This window comes from Flavobacterium endophyticum, assembly GCF_003634455.1.
GTDB classification, from domain to species: Bacteria; Bacteroidota; Bacteroidia; order Flavobacteriales; family Flavobacteriaceae; genus Flavobacterium; species Flavobacterium endophyticum.
Window position 1 is genome coordinate 1,794,165 of the sequence record NZ_RBLC01000001.1, and the last position, 17,003, is coordinate 1,811,167.

At 36.9% G+C, this 17,003-nt stretch carries 17 protein-coding genes and 2 pseudogenes; 12 read left to right on the top strand and 7 right to left on the bottom strand.

Annotated elements, in window-relative coordinates; all coding sequences use genetic code 11:
- Positions 1-97 precede the first annotated feature (97 nt).
- The 12 genes and pseudogenes from CLV94_RS08085 to CLV94_RS08135 all read left to right on the top strand — a co-directional run bounded on the left by CLV94_RS08085 (position 98) and on the right by CLV94_RS08135 (position 7,463).
- On the top strand, positions 98-526 hold the full coding sequence (locus tag CLV94_RS08085) for a helix-turn-helix domain-containing protein (RefSeq protein ID WP_121375892.1): 429 nt from the start codon (positions 98-100) through the stop codon (positions 524-526).
- Positions 527-608: 82 nt separating this feature from the next.
- Positions 609-1,286 carry a DUF433 domain-containing protein gene (locus CLV94_RS08090; protein ID WP_121375893.1) on the top strand — a complete coding sequence of 226 codons (678 nt, stop codon included), beginning with the start codon at positions 609-611 and terminating at the stop codon, positions 1,284-1,286.
- Positions 1,286-1,690 (top strand): PIN-like domain-containing protein, encoded by a 405-nt coding sequence (locus CLV94_RS08095; protein WP_121375894.1) that lies wholly within the window; start codon positions 1,286-1,288, stop codon positions 1,688-1,690. The genes CLV94_RS08090 and CLV94_RS08095 overlap by 1 nt, the downstream gene beginning before the upstream one ends.
- Positions 1,691-1,843: 153 nt before the next feature.
- Positions 1,844-2,512, top strand: a complete 669-nt coding sequence (locus CLV94_RS17240) for a hypothetical protein (RefSeq protein WP_317125111.1) — start codon at positions 1,844-1,846, stop codon at positions 2,510-2,512.
- Between the two features lie 79 nt (positions 2,513-2,591).
- Positions 2,592-2,681: pseudogene (locus tag CLV94_RS17155) on the top strand (XRE family transcriptional regulator); the annotation flags it as partial.
- A 78-nt stretch (positions 2,682-2,759) separates the two neighbouring features.
- Positions 2,760-3,638, top strand: coding sequence for a T9SS type A sorting domain-containing protein (locus tag CLV94_RS08110; protein ID WP_121375895.1), 879 nt, complete (start codon positions 2,760-2,762; stop codon positions 3,636-3,638).
- Positions 3,639-3,714: 76 nt separating this feature from the next.
- The gene (locus CLV94_RS08115; RefSeq protein WP_121375896.1) at positions 3,715-5,277 is read left to right on the top strand and encodes a T9SS type A sorting domain-containing protein; all 1,563 of its coding nucleotides are present in this window, start codon (positions 3,715-3,717) and stop codon (positions 5,275-5,277) included.
- Between the two features lie 143 nt (positions 5,278-5,420).
- Complete coding sequence (locus tag CLV94_RS08120) at positions 5,421-5,654, top strand: hypothetical protein (RefSeq protein ID WP_121375897.1); 234 nt, start codon at positions 5,421-5,423, stop codon at positions 5,652-5,654.
- 264 nt (positions 5,655-5,918) lie between these two features.
- A pseudogene (locus CLV94_RS17160) lies at positions 5,919-6,167 on the top strand (DUF3667 domain-containing protein); the annotation flags it as partial.
- 27 nt (positions 6,168-6,194) lie between these two features.
- A complete protein-coding gene (locus tag CLV94_RS17165) occupies positions 6,195-6,548 on the top strand; it encodes a hypothetical protein (RefSeq protein WP_245982510.1) in 354 nt (117 codons plus the stop codon).
- A 207-nt stretch (positions 6,549-6,755) separates the two neighbouring features.
- A complete protein-coding gene (locus CLV94_RS08130; RefSeq protein ID WP_121375899.1) occupies positions 6,756-7,070 on the top strand; it encodes an aminoacyl-tRNA hydrolase in 315 nt (104 codons plus the stop codon).
- 3 nt (positions 7,071-7,073) lie between these two features.
- Positions 7,074-7,463 carry a hypothetical protein gene (locus CLV94_RS08135; RefSeq protein ID WP_121375900.1) on the top strand — a complete coding sequence of 130 codons (390 nt, stop codon included), beginning with the start codon at positions 7,074-7,076 and terminating at the stop codon, positions 7,461-7,463.
- A gap of 107 nt (positions 7,464-7,570) precedes the next feature.
- Here CLV94_RS08135 and CLV94_RS08140 read toward each other — a convergent pair whose 3' ends face one another.
- From CLV94_RS08140 to CLV94_RS08170, 7 genes are all read right to left on the bottom strand, one after another.
- Complete coding sequence (locus CLV94_RS08140; RefSeq protein ID WP_121375901.1) at positions 7,571-8,443, bottom strand: cupin-like domain-containing protein; 873 nt, start codon at positions 8,441-8,443, stop codon at positions 7,571-7,573.
- Positions 8,444-8,590: 147 nt separating this feature from the next.
- Complete coding sequence (locus tag CLV94_RS08145; protein WP_170148765.1) at positions 8,591-10,894, bottom strand: VPS10 domain-containing protein; 2,304 nt, start codon at positions 10,892-10,894, stop codon at positions 8,591-8,593.
- A 107-nt stretch (positions 10,895-11,001) separates the two neighbouring features.
- Positions 11,002-12,666, bottom strand: a complete 1,665-nt coding sequence (locus CLV94_RS08150; protein ID WP_121375903.1) for a tetratricopeptide repeat protein — start codon at positions 12,664-12,666, stop codon at positions 11,002-11,004.
- A 130-nt stretch (positions 12,667-12,796) separates the two neighbouring features.
- Entirely contained in the window at positions 12,797-13,882 is a 1,086-nt protein-coding gene (gene bioB, locus CLV94_RS08155; RefSeq protein WP_121375904.1) for a biotin synthase BioB, read from the bottom strand.
- Positions 13,883-14,037: 155 nt separating this feature from the next.
- The gene (locus CLV94_RS08160) at positions 14,038-14,490 is read right to left on the bottom strand and encodes a hypothetical protein (protein ID WP_121375905.1); all 453 of its coding nucleotides are present in this window, start codon (positions 14,488-14,490) and stop codon (positions 14,038-14,040) included.
- Positions 14,491-14,675: 185 nt separating this feature from the next.
- Positions 14,676-15,998, bottom strand: coding sequence for an HTTM domain-containing protein (locus CLV94_RS08165; RefSeq protein ID WP_121375906.1), 1,323 nt, complete (start codon positions 15,996-15,998; stop codon positions 14,676-14,678).
- Positions 15,995-16,927, bottom strand: a complete 933-nt coding sequence (locus tag CLV94_RS08170; RefSeq protein WP_121375907.1) for a bifunctional riboflavin kinase/FAD synthetase — start codon at positions 16,925-16,927, stop codon at positions 15,995-15,997. Before CLV94_RS08170 ends, CLV94_RS08165 begins: the two co-directional genes overlap by 4 nt.
- Between the last annotated feature and the right edge of the window lie 76 nt (positions 16,928-17,003).

Below are 17,003 nucleotides of genomic sequence, written 5' to 3' on the forward strand. Positions count from 1 at the left end.
CTTCCAACTATAAACTATCCACTATCCACTTCCAACTATCCACTCCCCACTATCAACTAATTTTTCTATATTTAACAAAAATTTTATACATACGATTATGATACACAACGACATGCCACACAAAAAAATACACCAAGGAAGAAACATCAAGCGCTTTCGCGAAATGTTGGGTATCAAGCAAGAAGCTTTGGCTTTTGAGCTTGGTGACGACTGGAACCAAAAGAAAATATCTTTGCTAGAACAGAAAGAAACCGTAGAAGCCAACATACTTGCGCAGGTCGCTAAAATATTAAAAGTGCCTGTAGAAGCTTTTGAGAATTTTGATGAGGAACAGGCTGTGAATATTATTGCGAATACGTTCGGTGAAAATGCGTTCAATAACTCATTTAACTATGGTACAATGCATGTTCATCCTATTGACAAATTGATTCAACTTCATGAAGAAAAGATTGCTTTGTATGAGCGTATGTTGAAGGAAAAGGATGAGATGATGGTGAGGTTGGAGAAATTGTTGGAGAGGAAATAGACGCTATAAGGGTTGATGGGAAGGTTAAATAAGAAGGAGAGATGAGATAAAAACTTTAAATTTGTAGAATATTAATAAACTTATGAAATTCGAAAATAAAATTGACCTAGGAATTGGAATTTATACAATTTCAGATATAGCAAGCATTCTTCATTTGAAGTATTTCAAAGTTGAACGTTTGTTAAATGAATATTGGGATAAGCGTTTTTCGGATGAGTTAGGGAAAAAATATTCTTGGTCAATCGGAAAGTCAAAAGCGGTTAGTTTTCATACATTAGTTGAATTTTATATTTTCTTTCAATTAAGAGAATCTGGTGTTTCAACTCAACAAATAATTAAAGCGCATAGTGAATTATCTAATATGTATGAAACTGCATTTCCTTTCGCCGTTTCTCAAATTATTGAAAGCATTAGGTGCGTTGGAAAACGAATTGTTTTTGAACTTAAGAGTGGTGATATCGTTGATCTTAATGCTACTAAACAACTTAATCTAAAATTTATACAAGAATTTGCAAAAAAAATAGTTTTTGACAAGAACAATCTTGCAGAAAAATTTTATCCAATGGGTAAAAAAAGCAGTATTGTTGTAAATCCTCATAATCAGTTTGGTCAACCTGTTATTGATAAAACAAATATTTTTCCTGAAACCATTTATAATTTATACAAATCAAAAGAAAGTAAAAAATTTATTGCGGCTTCATATGATTTATCCTTAAAACAGGTAGATGATGCGATTGCTTATTGTAAACCAGCAGCTTAATGACAAACATTTACATTGACGAAAATTTCGCCCCACAGCTTGCTAGAGGATTTGATATTTTTCAGCAACACTTAAATTTGAAAGAAACTTCTCCAATAAAAGTACTTTCAATAAGTGATGTTTTTGGGCGGGGCGCAAAAGATGAGGATTGGATTCCGAAAGCAGGAGAAGAAAATGCAATCATAATAACTCAAGATTTAAAGATATTCAGAACGAGGCATCAAAATGAGCTTTTTAAAGAGCATGGTTTAGGTGTTTTCTTTTTTAAACCTCCGTCGACAGGCTACTCATTTTGGCAAATGTTAGAACAGCTAATAAAGTATTGGCCAGAGATAAAGAAAAAAATGAATGCAAAAAGACCTTTCGCTTTTATCGTTACTCCTCGAGGCATTAAACCTCTATAAATTTACTTTGCTGGATAGGATACTACATCCAGATGGTACGAATTTACAATCTCTGCCCAATTAAGTTAAAATTATCCGCACTTTAAATAGATAAATTGATTTAATGCATATTTGAGTTACCTACAAGCTTAAAGAACGACATAACAGTTAAAAATGACAACAGAAGAATTCGCAAAAAATTTTTATTTAGAGAAGATAAATTTACTCAAATCCTCTTTTGACTTTGAAAGTGAGGGAAGAACTTATGTTTCTACAAAAATTCAAGAATTAAATCTTAACCAAGAGCATACAGAAAAATTAAAGCATATTATTTCATCATTGCTAACAGATACATTTTATACCGTTTTGTTAGGGCTCGATGGTTGTACAAGTATTGGAAAGAGTAATCAGGAAGTTTTTAAAATATATGATGAACAAGAAAATTTAATCTCGGACTGTGGAGAGCTTGAAGCAGAAGCTTTTGAATATTTTCACAATCACAAATTTGAGTTTGACAATTCAGAAGCAGATTTTATAGCAACACTAAACTATTTGCCAACCGAAAAAGGTGGACGAACAACACCTGCTATGTCAAAATATAGACCGCAAATAAAATTTGACATTGACGAAATGCAAACATCTGGACAACAAACTTTTATAGATAGAGAAATCGTCTTTCCTGGAGAAACTATAAATGCCGAAATAAAAATTAGCTCGGTAGAACATTTTGCATACAAATTGACAGAAGGAATAACTTTTGAATTTTTAGAAGGTTCAAAATTAATAGGAACAGGGAAAATTAAACTTATAAAGAACGAAATACTGAGAAAAAACAATAGGTAACAAGGGTTTGCGTCAGGTGGTGAAAGTGCTAAATTCAAGTTTTGTGCTTTATTGAAACCAGAAGATGCGGATTTACAATCATGAAGAAAAAATTGCTTTGTATGAGCGTATGTTAAAGGAAAAAGATGAGATGATGGCGCGGTTGGAGAAGTTGATTGAAGGAAAATAATAATAGCCTTTCGCATATTTAAGAGCTGGCAGAATTGCCACAAAAGAAAACTAAAACAGAAAGTTTAATAAACTAACTATGAAAACAAAATTACTTTTTGCATTTGTCTTTTTAATCTTTTTAGTTGAAAACTCTTTTTCTCAAGCGTATATTCCATTGTTAAACAATTCTTCTTGGAATATTGCTAGTGCTAGTTTTGGAGGCAGCCAAAATTTAGTTATTGGTTCAGGAACAGATGTTGTTATAGGTCCTTATACTTATAAAAAATTTACGGATCCAAGTGTTTATAGCTCTGATAATTACATAAGAGAAGATGTTGCTGCCAAAAGAGTATACAGAAATGTTGGAGGTGTAGATCAATTGCTTTATGACTTTAGCCTGCAAGTTTCTGATAATATAATTTTAAGTGATGGCAAGAATTATACGGTTCAGTCTATTACAAACATAAATGTAAATGGCGGAACAAGAAGAATGTTTTATTTAATCCATTATATTGGAACTTTTCCTGGAAATAGCGAAACTTGGATTGAAGGTGTTGGTAGTAACGGACATCCTTTAAAACCGAAATATGAAATGTTTATGAGTGATCCCTATATCTATTTGACTTGTAGTGCACAAAATGGCATAAATATATATAACCACGGAATAGCTAATGGGCAATCAACACCCACCGATTGTTCTATGTTAAGTACAGAGGACATAAACTATTTCACTCATGAAATTAACTTCTATCCTAATCCTTTCAAAACAGAACTTCTAATAGCCACAAAATCTAATTTTGAAAATGCAACGCTAAAACTATTTAATTCAATCGGACAGTTGGCAAAAGAAGTAAATAATTTATATGGAGAAAATATAATTATTAAAAGAGACAACTTAACTAGTGGGATATATTTTGCTCAACTAATGCAAAACGGAAAACTAATTTCAAATCATAAAATCATAATAGCAGACTAAATAAAACACTCGCAGCCTCAAGAACCTAATGCAATTTATTGGACAAAACAATAGAACCTTTTAAAACAGCAGGCTTATGAAACACTTCTATTTTTTTCTATTATTTCCTTTTTTTGGAATTGCGCAAGCGCCAGTTATTGAGTGGCAAAAATCATTGGGCGGCTCTGGTAATGATTATGCCAACTCTGTCTACCAAACGGCAGACGGAGGTTATATTGTTGCGGGATACACTTCTTCTAATGACGGCGATGTTTCGGGCAATCACGGAGGCGATGATATCTGGGTGGTAAAACTCACTGCAGCAGGTAACAAAGAATGGAGCAAAACGTTTGGCGGCTCTCGCAACGAGGTGGCTTCTTATGTTGTGCAAACAGCAGATTTAGGATATGTTATTGCAGGAACTACCTATTCTAATGACGGAGATGTTACAAGAAACCAAGGCAATAGCGATGCCTGGGTAATAAAGCTTGATAATGCAGGTACTATCCAATGGCAGAAAACATTTGGCGGAGGTCATATTGATGCGGCCACTTCTGTGCAGCAAATGCCAGATGGAGGGTATATTGTGGGATGCTATACGATATCTGAAAATACAGGCGATATTATCGGAAACAACGGAGGGACCGATTGCTGGATCGTAAAGCTGACTTCAACGGGCAGCATAGCCTGGAGCCTGTGTTTAGGGGGACGAAGCGAGGAATTTGCCCGCACTGTGCAACAAACAGCAGATGGAGGTTATGTCATGGGCGGCTATACTATGTCTGTTGACGGCGATGTTTCCGGAAATCACGGCAGTTATGATTATTGGGTGGTGAAACTGGATAATATAGAAGAAGTTCAATGGAAAAAAACATTAGGAGGCACCGGTTCGGATATACTTACTTCTATGGTTCAAACCACAGATGGAGGCTATATTATAGCAGGACATGTCTATTCGCAAGACGGAGATATTGCAGGTTCCGGTTTCCATGGGCCTCTTTTTGATGATTATTGGGTAGTGAAGCTATCCAGCACAGGAGCAATACAGTGGAAGAAAGCCTTAGGAGGCTTCGGTAACGATCTTGCCCAATCGGTCCAGCAGACAGCAGATGGAGGCTACATAGTATTTGGATTTGTAACAAGTAATGATGGCAATGTTTCTGGAAATAACGGATATATGAATTATTGGATCGTAAAACTCAACAGCCAGGGAAGTATCGAGTGGCAAAAAGCATTAGGAGGCAGTGGTCAAGAAGGATTTAACGCTATTCCCGATGCAGTAGATGGCGCGCATTCAATCCAGCAAACAACAGATTTGGGATATATATTTGCAGGATATTCAAAATCGAATGATGGCGATGTTTCCGGAAATCATGGCGGTTTTGATTATTGGGTAGTTAAACTCGCAAATCCTTTGGGGACAGATGATTTTTTATCTAAAAGTGTGAGTGTCTATCCTAATCCCGCTTCAGAACGTGTTTTCGTGCGTACCGGTGCAGCTGCCCACCTATCGGAATTATTGCTTTACGACTTGCTTGGACAGCTTTTGCGCACTACAAAAGAAAATTCAATTTCGGTTTCTGGACTTTCTAAAGGTGTTTATTTTCTTCAAGTAAAGACAGATAAAGGAGAGGTGACTAAAAAGATTATGGTAGAATAAATAGTTGAAGTCTAAATTATAAAAGGAAGGTTTAACAAACTCATTAAAGAAGGCACAAGCGTAGCAAACATATGAAATATTTTCTAGTATTCTTTTTTCTAATATTACTTACTTCTTGCGACGGTGTTCAAGAAGCAAGTGGGATGATTGTTGACTTAGAAACAAAAAAACCTTTAGATAAAGTAGCCATAAAAATAGCAGAAGATGATTTGATATATTCAGATAAGAATGGATATTTTGAACTATTCCGCGTCACGGGCTTTGCTTTTAGCAATAATGATTTGACTGTGATATTATCCAAAGACAACTATGAAACCGATACCATCACGATAAAAAATGGAGACGATAAACTTATCAAAATGAGTAGAGTTGAGTAACATTTTTTCTCTACATAAGTATTTAATCGATGTCCATAGAGGTTGCCAAATGATTATGATTATTGATAATAAGCTAGGGATAGTTACGAGTCATTTGTAAGCAATAACAAAAATCACAAAGCCAAATAGTGAGTTCGAACTCAAAAGTGAAAAGGAATTTTGGTAATTTAGTCCCCGTTGGTAAACATACCGCTCGTGCAAAATGAGCACTACCAACAGACGATAACAAAGAATATAAATCTGACTCTCTATTTTAACTGACTAATGACCCATAACTGTTTAAATTGTAATAAAGTAATAACAGGAAAATTTTGTGACAACTGTAGCCAATCAGCATCTACTCATAGATTTTCGTTAACTCACGTTTTTCAACACGATTTTATTCACGGAATATTTCACTTTGACAAAGGCTTTTTCTATACAATAAAAGAATTATTTACCAGACCCGGACACAGTATCAGAGAATATGTACAAGGAAAAAGAGTAAAGCATTTTAATTATTTTTCAACCATAATTATTCTGATAACCATAGGTTATTTTATGAAAAAATGGGCAAAAGTTGATGCTACTGTTTTATATGACGATAAAAAAACAGTAGAAGGACTTTTAAAAGTACTAAAGGATTATTCAAAAATTACAGTTTTTCTGACCGTACCCATTATTTCTATTGTGAGTTACTTGTTTTTTAGAAAAAGCAAGCAGAATTATACAGAAAACCTAGTCCTCAATATGTATTTGTTATGCGGGACATTAACAATAAGTCTTTTATTAACAACTAGTTTGATTCTTACTGATAACAAAGATTTTCTAATTTCTGTAAACTATCTTGCTGCTGTACTAACCTTTTTATATGTACTGATTTTCTATTATCAGTACTTTTCTGTTTTTGGTTAAAAAAAATACAAATTAATTATTCGAGTTATTATTATTGCAATTTTGTATATATTGACAAAACAAATAATAAACAATATCTTGAACCTAATTGGACTTAAATATTTTCATTAATCTGGATGGCGTGGATTTGCGCTCGTGCTAACAACTACATATAGCCACAAGCAGGTGCTTGTGCAGGAATGTTAAATGCAATATTGATAACATCGTATGAAAATGTACATTATCATAAAAGACACTATTCCAGACAAATTAGTTCCGGTAATAAGCGCGCACGCTTCATTGGCATGTTATAAAAGATTTGAAAACAATGAGGATATGATAAAATGGATCAATGGAGTATTTAAAAAAGTAGTTTGTGTTGTTGATGAAATTGATTTTGACAATTATAAAAACGAGGCCGATTCTGTTTTATTGACGGAATCTTCACTTGACAACAAAGAAGTCTGCTTAGCTTTTTGCCCGAGAGAGGAATATCCCAAAAAATTTAAATACCTAAAAATGTGGACACCTCAAAACAACTAAAAAATGGAAAATCAGGTTTATAATTGGTTGGTGAAAAAAGGAACTATTCGTATTCAAAGAAACGGAGATTGTATTGCGTTGCAATTGGACTACGAGAAGAAAGACTGTTGCCTACTAACGCCTTCTGATACAGACGAAATAATTGAATTGTTAACCAATATTTCAAAACAGATTTGGGAAGACCCTGATTATAAAAGAAAACCCTATACCAATCCGCTTTATAAAAAAAACGGAAACGAATATTACTGGGAAATTGAGACTTCACGGCTTCTATTACACTATAATGAAACGGAAGACGCCGTAGAAATTAAATGTAATGGCAATAGCAGGCTGAATTTAGAAATAAATTATGTGGTAGAGATGATTCAAATTTTGGAACATTTGAATAAATAGAAATTTCCGTTTTCAAACGGCTATGATCATAATAATAAGCATTCGTAAAATTGCTCTTCGCTAGTATAAGCGTCAAAAAGCATAAAAAAAACCAGCTCTCTGCTGGTTTAGCTTGAAATATTCAGGTTTTTATGTGTCCTAACAATAGCCTGTTCGTTTTTATAATCAATCCAGGCTTGTCCTTTCCACTTACGCATCAGGTTGTCAAAATTCCTCATGATAAAGATGTTATACGCCGCTTTCCCCAGATTGGTTATTTTTCTTGGGAAGGCGCGCAGGCTCATAGAGAATCCTGGAGTCATATATTTCATATAATGCCAATAACCTTCGGGCATATAGAGCATTTCGCCATGTTCTAGATTGCAGATCAATCCTTTTGCTTTTTTTAACGCTGGCCATTTTTCTAGATCCGGATTATCGAAGTCGATATCTTCTCTAGAGATTAGAGCATGAGGTACTTTATACAGATAAGGAGTCTGGTCGGGCGCAAAAAGAATGCATTGCTTTTTTCCGTGGAAATGGAAATGCAGAATATTGGAATAATCAATGTCGTAATGGATAAATACTTTGGAGTTTTCTCCCCCGAAAAAGAGCATCGGAAGCTGTTTCACCAGCTTAAGCCCAATGTCAGGCCATTTGAAGTCTGATTTTAGAGAAGGTACTTCTTTCATCAGGTTATAAAGAAAGATCCTGTAGTTGGTCGGCTTAGACTGCAATAAGTCAATATAATCTGCCATTTTCATCTTGGCATGTGCCTCATTGAAGCCGTCTTCGTGGTTTACCGGACGGTCATCATACAGCGGTACCGTTTTTTCTCCGGCAATATGCTTAATATAATTGAGCCTCCATTTTTCGTATGCTGGCCAATCTTCCGTTAGCCTTTCAATGACCAAAGGTTTTTGTTTCTTTACATAATTAGTATAAAAATCTTCTTTTGAGATCGTTTTTACTCGCTCAATTTCTGTCAAATGCAACGGCATACAATAGATGGTTTGAGATAATGGTTTATAACAAAGTTACTAAAGGATTATGAAACTGTAAAGGGCAATGTCTTAAATTTTGGCATAAAAAAATGCCGCAGGCCTAAAAGCGACCTGCAGCATCTTAAAATAGGAACATTGAAAAAATTACCTCTTAATCAATTTATGAGAAAATACTGTTCCGTTTTCTACGGCTACGTTTACGACATAAACGCCATTGCTTAGTTTTGATATGTCTAGGGCAGTGCTCGTGCTTTCTAAAACTTTTTGGCCTGTGATAGAATAGATAGAAGTGCTTTTTATTTCGAATTCATTTCCAGAAACTCCAATGTTCAGGATATCTTTTGCCGGATTTGGATAAATAAAAATCGGATTCTGAGCGATTTCTGGCGTATGCGTTCCTAATGATAGATTCAGTATCGGATATTTGATAACGCCTAAATCGGTTGTGGCCAGATAAGCGTTGATCGTTGTGCCATCAAAGTCAAAATCCATAGAATACGACTGGACATAGTTTAATTGCTGTGATGTTACTGGCGTCCAGGTTGTGCCGTTGTCTACCGTATAATAAATAGAAGCATCAGAAAATTGAGCGCTATGTACAGCTGCCACCATCACGCCATTATTTAGAGGAGAATATTTGATTCTTTTGGCATCAACACCGCTTAAGACTTGTGTCCAGTTTTCGCCGGCATCGGGTGTTGTAAACACCCCTAAGTTGGTTGTTACTGTAAAATGATTTGGATCAAGCGGATTTCTAGCCATATCCCAAATCAAATCGTTGCCTTGGGTGATGGTAAGTCCGTTTATCTTTTCAACCCACGTAACTCCGCCGTCTGTAGATTTAAAGAACTTAGATCCTTTTGCGATGTACATTTCGTTTGAATTGGCTGCAGAAACAGAGATTCCTGTAACGACTCCGTAGCCGAATTCGCTTACTTCTGGAGTTGTGATTTCTTCCGTAACAATATTTTCTAAATCGGTAAAGTTGATTTTGGTAAGATTGCCGCCTTCGCCCGATCTCAATGAAACGTAGATAATATTCGTGTTGCTAGGATCAACAATCAAGTCTTGCATGTCGTCTGCAAAAGCACTCATCAAAGAAGTCGCTGTTGCGCCATAATCAGTGCTTACATTTAGAGTGCTTCCAAAAAAGCCCATTGAGGCATAGGTGAAAACACGACCGGCTACTACAGGATCCGCTATCATATAATTTCTTTTTGGATTAAAAGATGTTGGCGGCTCGATATCATAAATAGAAGTCACTCCTGTTCCTAAGTTTTTGTGTAACCTTCCGCCTTGGGAACCATAAAACAGATGTTTGTTGGCAGCATATTTGGCATGCGTAACGCTTATTACATTATAATATGGCGCTCTGATTTGAGTCAAGGTAGTACCGCCGTCATTAGAGAATTGCGGAAACAAATCGGTAGTAATAGCCACTTGGTTTAGGTTGAATGGATTGTACGAAGCATTCAGTCCGTAATAATAAGATGTAGAGCCTTCAGGATAAAAAGTATTCGTCCATGTCAATCCGCCATCTGTAGATTTCACGATTTCGTTTTCTTCCAGCAAGATGATGTAGTTTGGATTTGTCGGGTGGAATGCGATTTTGGTAATATTATTCAACGTCTGATCAGTCCAAGTAATAGGAAGATTTGTCCAAGTAGTTCCGCCGTCCGTTGAACGATAGACACGTTCGGCATGAATTCCGAAGCCGATACTTGTTCCGATTAGGATGTCATTGCCGTTTTGTGGATTGAAAGTGATTTCGCTGAAGGTAAAGCCAGGCAGTCTTTCGGTCCAAGTGGCGCCGAAATCTTCTGTAATATACAAGCCTCCGTTAATTCCGTTCGGCCCAAGCGATCTTCCCATATAAAATTTAGATTTTGAGATAGGGCTGAAGGCAACATTGTTGATATGCACATCGTCGTGATCTGCACTGAAATAAATCATATTCCATGTCGACCCTACGTTGTTCGTGTGAAAAACTTTTGTTCTTGCCGTAAATCCTTCCGAATAGGAAGTATGTACGATCAAATCAGTACCAGTCGTATCATAGAAAGAATACGACATGATTTGCGCATTATCCATCGGATTCGGGATAGGATAAAAACGGGTAATCGCATTTGTAGCAATATCAAAAAGATAAACTCCGTCTTGCGTGCCGCCATTTATGATTACAAAACTCAATGCCGATTGGCCAAATAGTTTCATATCTGTTATTGTAGCGCTTGGGTCAGGGAAAGCATATTTTACGCTCCAAGTCAATCCGTTATCTATAGAAGTTACGATATGGTTTCCTTGCGTAAGGGCATAGATTCTATTTTCGACGGTCGCATCATACGTCAGGTCTTCTAGTTTTCCGAAATTCGTGGAAGCTTCATAACTGATTTGGGCTTGGCCTGCAAAGCTCCAAAGAAGCAGTAAAGCAATGGTAATTTTTTTCATAATAGACATTTTTTGTTTTTCTAAATTTTCAAAAAAACAAATGCTAAATCAAAAAAATCACGCGGACATAGTGTGACACTCTTTAGGACAAAGTGTGATTTAGTATCCTAAAGCGTTGATAAATAATCGTATAGATGAATATCGTGCGGCAGTTCCATACGGGCAGCAATTCGCTCCTTTCTTTTTCTGCAGGCATCGGCGGTGATGTTCAGCATCGAAGAAATTTCTTTGGTGCTGAGGTTCATGTAGATGTAAGTTATAAAGCGGATATCGTTTGAATTCAGCTTCGGATGCTTTTCTTTTAGGTTGTTTAGGAAAGTTTGGTTGACTTCTTCGAAATGCGTGATAAAGCTGTCCCATTCATCATCTGTCTTGAGATGTTCTTTCAAGGTTTTTATATGATTCACCAAAGCGGGGTCTTTGGAAATTTCAGGAAGTTTTGATAAGGACTGTAGCGTTTCTTCTATAAGTTCATTCCGTCCAGAAAGATAAAGTGCTTTTGCCGAAAGCTTCCGGTTCTTTAGCTCGATTTCGTTCTTTAGGCGTTCTTGCTCGAGCAGGGCGCTGGTTTCTTTTTCCTTGAACATTTTTTCGAGCAAAAGATTGTCGCTTTTTTCTTTTTCAAGTTCCAAAAGCACGATTTGTTCGTTTCTTTCGGCAATCAGTTTTCTCTGTTTGTATTTGATGGATAGATTTCTCAATGCCCAAACGATAAACGCCACGATTATAAAGATGACGGCAATTATCGAATAAAAAAGCTTGCGCTCGTCGGCTATCTTCGATTCGTTTTCGGCTATTTTTTTCTTGTAATTTTCAATCTCAAACTTGACTCTGCTGTTTTCGAAAACTTTTCCGTTTTTGATTTCGTTGAGTTCTCCTTCAGTTTTTATGATGGAATCTCTATAATTTAAAGCGAGTCCGTATTTTTCTTTCTTGAAATTGATATCAGACAAAAGCCTGAAAATATTGATTTTTGTTTCGAGGTTGGGCTTTCTTTCAAAAATTTTATTGGCATAATGGCTCGCCATATCGAGGTTGTTTTCGTTCAGATAGCTTTTGGAAATAATCATCAGCAGGGAAATGCCGATGTCGTTATACTCTAAATCTTTGGTTGTTTTGTAGAGTTCTTCGGCTACGGTTCGCGCCTGTTTTGAATTTCCTTGCAGGTTTTCATTTTCTGCAATCGCTATCCTGGCCAAGATATGAAGTTGCGGCTGTGATTCTAATAAAGGCAGCGCTTCGTTAAAATAGGCTCGGGCTTCCTTTAGGTTGTTTGTTTCGTTGGCGACATTCCCGAGATTCATGGCATAGAGACCGACCTTAAGCTTGTCGTTGTTTTCTTGGGCTATATCATAAGCCTTCTTGAAGTATTCGTTCGCTTTCTCGTAATTTTTTTCTTTAGAATATAAGATGGCAATGTTGTTCAAGACGACCATTTCATATTTAGGCTCCAGATGTTTTACGGCAATCGTATAGCTTTCGAGATAATGATTTAAGGCTTCGCCATAATCGAGCATGGTATAATAGTTGGCGCCGATATTATTTGTCGCGAGAAATAGCTGCTTGTACCATCTGTTTTTGTCGGCAAGATTTTTAGCCTGGGTAAGCAATTCAAGAGACTTGACATGGTCTTTTTTCCACATGTAATTAATTCCGGAAACGATAAGAGAATCGCAATGAGCCTGCGTATTGGCCTGAATTTTAGGCATAAAAAGAAGGCATAGCAAGAACGTGAAATAAGCGGACTTGATTCGGCAGACTTTTTTAGGCATCGGGGAAGATTTTTTATTCAAATATAAGAATAAGTATTGCACAAATGGTTGCGTGGCGGGATAGAGAAAAAGGAATAAAAAAAGCTTTTCCGGTTAGGGAAAAGCTTTTGGTCTTGTTTTGTCTTTTTGATTACGCCTTTTTGCCTGAAGCTTCAAGGTTTCTTTCAATTTTATGCGATGGACGCGTCCATTTCGGTTTTTCTCCTAAAGCTTGGTATTGAGAATCTGCCGCTTCAACAGTTTTAGGTTGCGAAACTTTTGTGAATGGCTTTTGCGGATTCAAGCCGAGCATTTCGAACATTTTCATGTCTTCGTTTACGTCTGGATTTGGAGTTGTCAGCAATTTATCGCCTGCAAAGATAGAATTAGCACCCGCAAAAAAGCACATTGCTTGTCCTTCGCGGCTCATATTGGTTCTTCCTGCAGAAAGTCGCACTTGCGTATTTGGCATTACGATTCTTGTCGTAGCAACCATTCGTATCATTTCCCAGATTTCAACTGGCTTTTCTTCTTCTAGAGGAGTACCTTCAACAGCAACTAGCGCATTGATGGGCACTGATTCTGGCTGTGGACTTAAGGAAGCCAAAGCCACAAGCATTCCGGCTCTGTCTTCAACACTTTCGCCCATTCCGATGATTCCGCCGCTGCATACGGTTACGTTGGTCTTGCGGACGTTTTCGATTGTCTGAAGACGATCTTCGTAGCCGCGCGTTGAGATTACTTCTTTATAATATTCTTCAGAAGTGTCTAGATTGTGATTGTAGGCATACAATCCCGCTTCTGCTAGACGATGTGCTTGGTTTTCGGTAATCATCCCTAACGTACAGCATACTTCCATGTCTAGCTTGTTGATGGTTCGTACCATTTCTAAAACTTGGTCGAATTCTGGGCCGTCTTTGACGTTTCTCCAAGCAGCACCCATACAAACTCTAGAAGAACCGCTAGATTTGGCTCTTAAAGCTTGGGCTTTTACTTGTTGAACGGTCATCAGGTCATTGCCTTCGACTCCGGTATGATAGCGTGCGGCTTGCGGACAATAACCGCAATCTTCCGGACATCCGCCTGTTTTTATAGAAAGGAGAGTAGATACTTGGACCACATTGGGATCGTGGTTTTTTCTATGAACCGATGCGGCTTCAAATAACAAGTCCATCATCGGCTTGTTGTATACCGCGATGATTTCTTCTTTGGTCCAATCGTGTCTTATTGTACTCATAATGGTTAGTCTTATTTGTTTTGCTTCAAAAGTAGGTAATTCCGTTATAAGTTGAAAAATCTTTTCTCTAAAGTTAGAAACATATGATTGTTGATTAAATCAAAAAGGGACTGGCAATTTGCTAGTCCCTTTTTCTTAAAAGTTATATTGTAAGGTTAATCTACATGGTTGATTTTTTCTACTTTGTCTTTCCAATACTGCATCATGGCAAAAGAAACAATCATGGATGCTGCCGATCCTTCTATGAATAATCCGAAACAGAATTGATAGAGTGATGGATCGCCACCGCCGAAGATGTAACTGTCTGCAAAAGTTTCCAGATAGGCATTGCCACCTTTGTATTCGACATAGACCATAAATGCGACCAGTCCTAAAATGAGTCCGACCATGGCGGTCAGGAAACCAGAAAGGAGATTGGTCAGATAGCCGTTTATGCCATCATGATAATTGGACTTTATGGTTTTGTTTACGCCATAAATTACAAAGACAAAATTGACGAGTCTTAGATAAATATGGTCTTTTAGGTCTAGTGCTTCGATGAGCAAGAAGTATAATCCTAGCCCTATAAAAATAATCAGTCCGTTGATGAATAATCTGGAAAATTTCATAATATTCGGTTTTGTAGTTTATACTGTTTTGAATGCTATAAAACGATTTGATTGGAATGCCTCAATTCGATTTATATATTAAAATTACAAATATTATCTGAGTTTTCGCAGGCTATTTATTTTATAATTGAATTTTTAGTAAAATTTTAATAAATTAAGTTTTTTCTGATTAATGAAGAAGTTGATTATTTGACGAGATGACCTTCATTGTCATAGAGGAGGATCCAGTCATTATGTGAGAAGTAATTCCATTCTGCAGATGCCATATCCACATCTGGATTGATAAGTTGCTTATACGGTTTTTGGTTGATCGATACATGGCAGTTCACAAAAACGCTGACATCTTTGCCTTGTGTGGCAAATTCTTTTTTGATTCTTTGTGACAATTGCCAAATAGCATCCGGCTTGTCAGCAACCATTTTAAATTGCTTATCCGTCAATTTTGAATTAATATTATAAGGAATAGGCTGCTTTGTTTTTTTGTCAATAATCTTGAAATTAGAATAGCCCGATCTCGAACGAAGCATCATTCTCCAGCTCAAGCGATGGCCTTCTTCCGTCCAAAGCACATCGCCTTTGATGAACCAGTGACGGATCGGCAAGAGAATCTGGATTAGGAAATAAGGAATAAAAAAATAGAACAGGATGGGTCTACTTTGGTAAATCGGCTTACTTTCTTCAAGTACAGGCTTCTTTTTGAAAAACAACGCTCTTATTTTTTCAGGAGGATAAAAGAATACGGCAAAACTCAGGGCAAAGAACGGAAAGATGCCTATCTGTAAGGTTACGGCATTAAAAAGATGAAAAATCAAGGAAGCGATAAATGCGATGGTTCTTGTTTTTTTCCACAACAGCATCGGAACGATAAGCATGTCGAATGCAATTCCAGAATAGGCAATAAAAAGATAAAACCATTTTTGGTTGAAAATTTCCTGAATAAAAGGATAAGGTGATTTGTTGGTCAAAAGATTTTTGGTGAAAGTCCCGTCTAGCCAGTCAGGATAAAACTTAGATAGGGTAGCAAACAAATAGACAATCGCAATCTGAAGGATCATCACTCCCGAACACCACCAAGGCATACTCAAAGTCTTTATTTCAGGATGCTGTTTTGCATCAATCGAAGCATATCTGTTAGCAGGAAGGAAAATCATTATCAAGCAGACCAAAATAAGCATGTAATAATGATTGTTGTAGGATGTTTTTTGCATCCAATAAGTGATCGTCCACAATAACGTAAAGGCAGAAAGGCTCCATCGGTATTTCCAGCCGAGCATCACGAGGATGCCAAGAACTCCCATAGTGGCAAAATAAAAATACATTCCATAACCCGGAAGCGGCTGCAGCCATTCCATTCCGATATGGCTGAAACTAAATTGTGGCTTGATGAAATTTTCTTTTACCCAGCCGGTAAGAATTGCTCCAAAAGTTTCTGCTGCCAGAAGAAATCCGAAAAAAATCCGAAAAATAATCAACGGAGAATTGTCTATTGGCAGGAAAAGCTTTTTCATTTCAAATCTTTTATAAAATTTCGGGTGATGATTTCGTCATTTTTGATTTCCTCTTTTAAAGCATGGAGAGAGTCGAATTTTTCTTCAGGACGAATTCTATGCAGAATGTGGATTCGGATTTCCTTATCGTATAAATCGCCTTCAAAATCTAAAAAGTAGGTTTCTATGGTTCTTTCTTTTCCGTCAACCGTTGGATTCGTGCCGATGTTCATCATCCCAAAAACTTCTTTCCCGTCAAGATCGCTTTTTACGATATAGACGCCATCAAGAGGAATAAGCTTGTAGTTTTCTTCAATTTTAAGATTCGCAGTAGGAAAGCCGATCGTACGTCCTAACTGCCTTCCCTTAACAACAATTCCGGAAAGAAAATAGTTATAGCCCAGATAATCATTCGCCAATTGAATGTCTCCGCTTGCCAAGGCCTTTCTGATTTTTGTAGAACTTATCGAAACTTCGTCAATTTCTTCTGCAGAAATCTGTTCTACTTCAAAGCCGTATTTTTTTCCGTAAGCAATCAGGTCATGGATGTCGGCAGAACGATTTTTTCCAAAGCGATGGTCATGCCCGATGACTATTTTCTTGATGTTGAATCGGTCTACTAAGATGGTCTTGACAAATTCTTCTGCGCTTAATTGCGAAAAGCTTTGGTCGAAAGGATGGATGATGAGGTTTTCTAAGCCGATGCATTCCAATAACTCTGCTTTTTCTTTGATGGTGTTTAAAAGCTGTATTTCGGAATTGCCTTGGAGTACCATTCGCGGATGCGGAAAGAAAGTCAGTACGAGACTTTCATTATTGCTTTTTTTGGCATCTTGAGTCAGTCGTTCAATTATTTTTTTGTGCCCTAAATGAACGCCGTCAAAAGTGCCTAAGGTCGCGATGGTATGTTTGTCAGGGTTGAAATCCTGTATGTTGTGGAAAATATTCAAAATGGTGGGATTATCTTTTCTGCAAAATTAAGGTATATGGGCAATAAAAAAAACTTCTTGGATAGATTGTTTTTAT

Excerpts from the sequence above, each read along its gene's own strand:
- CLV94_RS08140 (WP_121375901.1), bottom strand. The coding sequence starts at position 8,443 with ATGCCGTTGCATTTGACAGAAATTGAGCGAGTAAAAACGATCTCAAAA.
- bioB (WP_121375904.1), bottom strand. The coding sequence starts at position 13,882 with ATGAGTACAATAAGACACGATTGGACCAAAGAAGAAATCATCGCGGTA.
- CLV94_RS17165 (WP_245982510.1), top strand. The coding sequence starts at position 6,195 with ATGAAAAAATGGGCAAAAGTTGATGCTACTGTTTTATATGACGATAAA.
- CLV94_RS08090 (WP_121375893.1), top strand. The coding sequence starts at position 609 with ATGAAATTCGAAAATAAAATTGACCTAGGAATTGGAATTTATACAATT.
- CLV94_RS08165 (WP_121375906.1), bottom strand. The coding sequence starts at position 15,998 with ATGAAAAAGCTTTTCCTGCCAATAGACAATTCTCCGTTGATTATTTTT.
- CLV94_RS08160 (WP_121375905.1), bottom strand. The coding sequence starts at position 14,490 with ATGAAATTTTCCAGATTATTCATCAACGGACTGATTATTTTTATAGGG.
- CLV94_RS08085 (WP_121375892.1), top strand. The coding sequence starts at position 98 with ATGATACACAACGACATGCCACACAAAAAAATACACCAAGGAAGAAAC.
- CLV94_RS08130 (WP_121375899.1), top strand. The coding sequence starts at position 6,756 with ATGAAAATGTACATTATCATAAAAGACACTATTCCAGACAAATTAGTT.
- CLV94_RS08145 (WP_170148765.1), bottom strand. The coding sequence starts at position 10,894 with ATGAAAAAAATTACCATTGCTTTACTGCTTCTTTGGAGCTTTGCAGGC.
- CLV94_RS08115 (WP_121375896.1), top strand. The coding sequence starts at position 3,715 with ATGAAACACTTCTATTTTTTTCTATTATTTCCTTTTTTTGGAATTGCG.
- CLV94_RS08120 (WP_121375897.1), top strand. The coding sequence starts at position 5,421 with ATGATTGTTGACTTAGAAACAAAAAAACCTTTAGATAAAGTAGCCATA.
- CLV94_RS17240 (WP_317125111.1), top strand. The coding sequence starts at position 1,844 with ATGACAACAGAAGAATTCGCAAAAAATTTTTATTTAGAGAAGATAAAT.
- CLV94_RS08150 (WP_121375903.1), bottom strand. The coding sequence starts at position 12,666 with ATGCCTAAAAAAGTCTGCCGAATCAAGTCCGCTTATTTCACGTTCTTG.
- CLV94_RS08135 (WP_121375900.1), top strand. The coding sequence starts at position 7,074 with ATGGAAAATCAGGTTTATAATTGGTTGGTGAAAAAAGGAACTATTCGT.
- CLV94_RS08110 (WP_121375895.1), top strand. The coding sequence starts at position 2,760 with ATGAAAACAAAATTACTTTTTGCATTTGTCTTTTTAATCTTTTTAGTT.
- CLV94_RS08095 (WP_121375894.1), top strand. The coding sequence starts at position 1,286 with ATGACAAACATTTACATTGACGAAAATTTCGCCCCACAGCTTGCTAGA.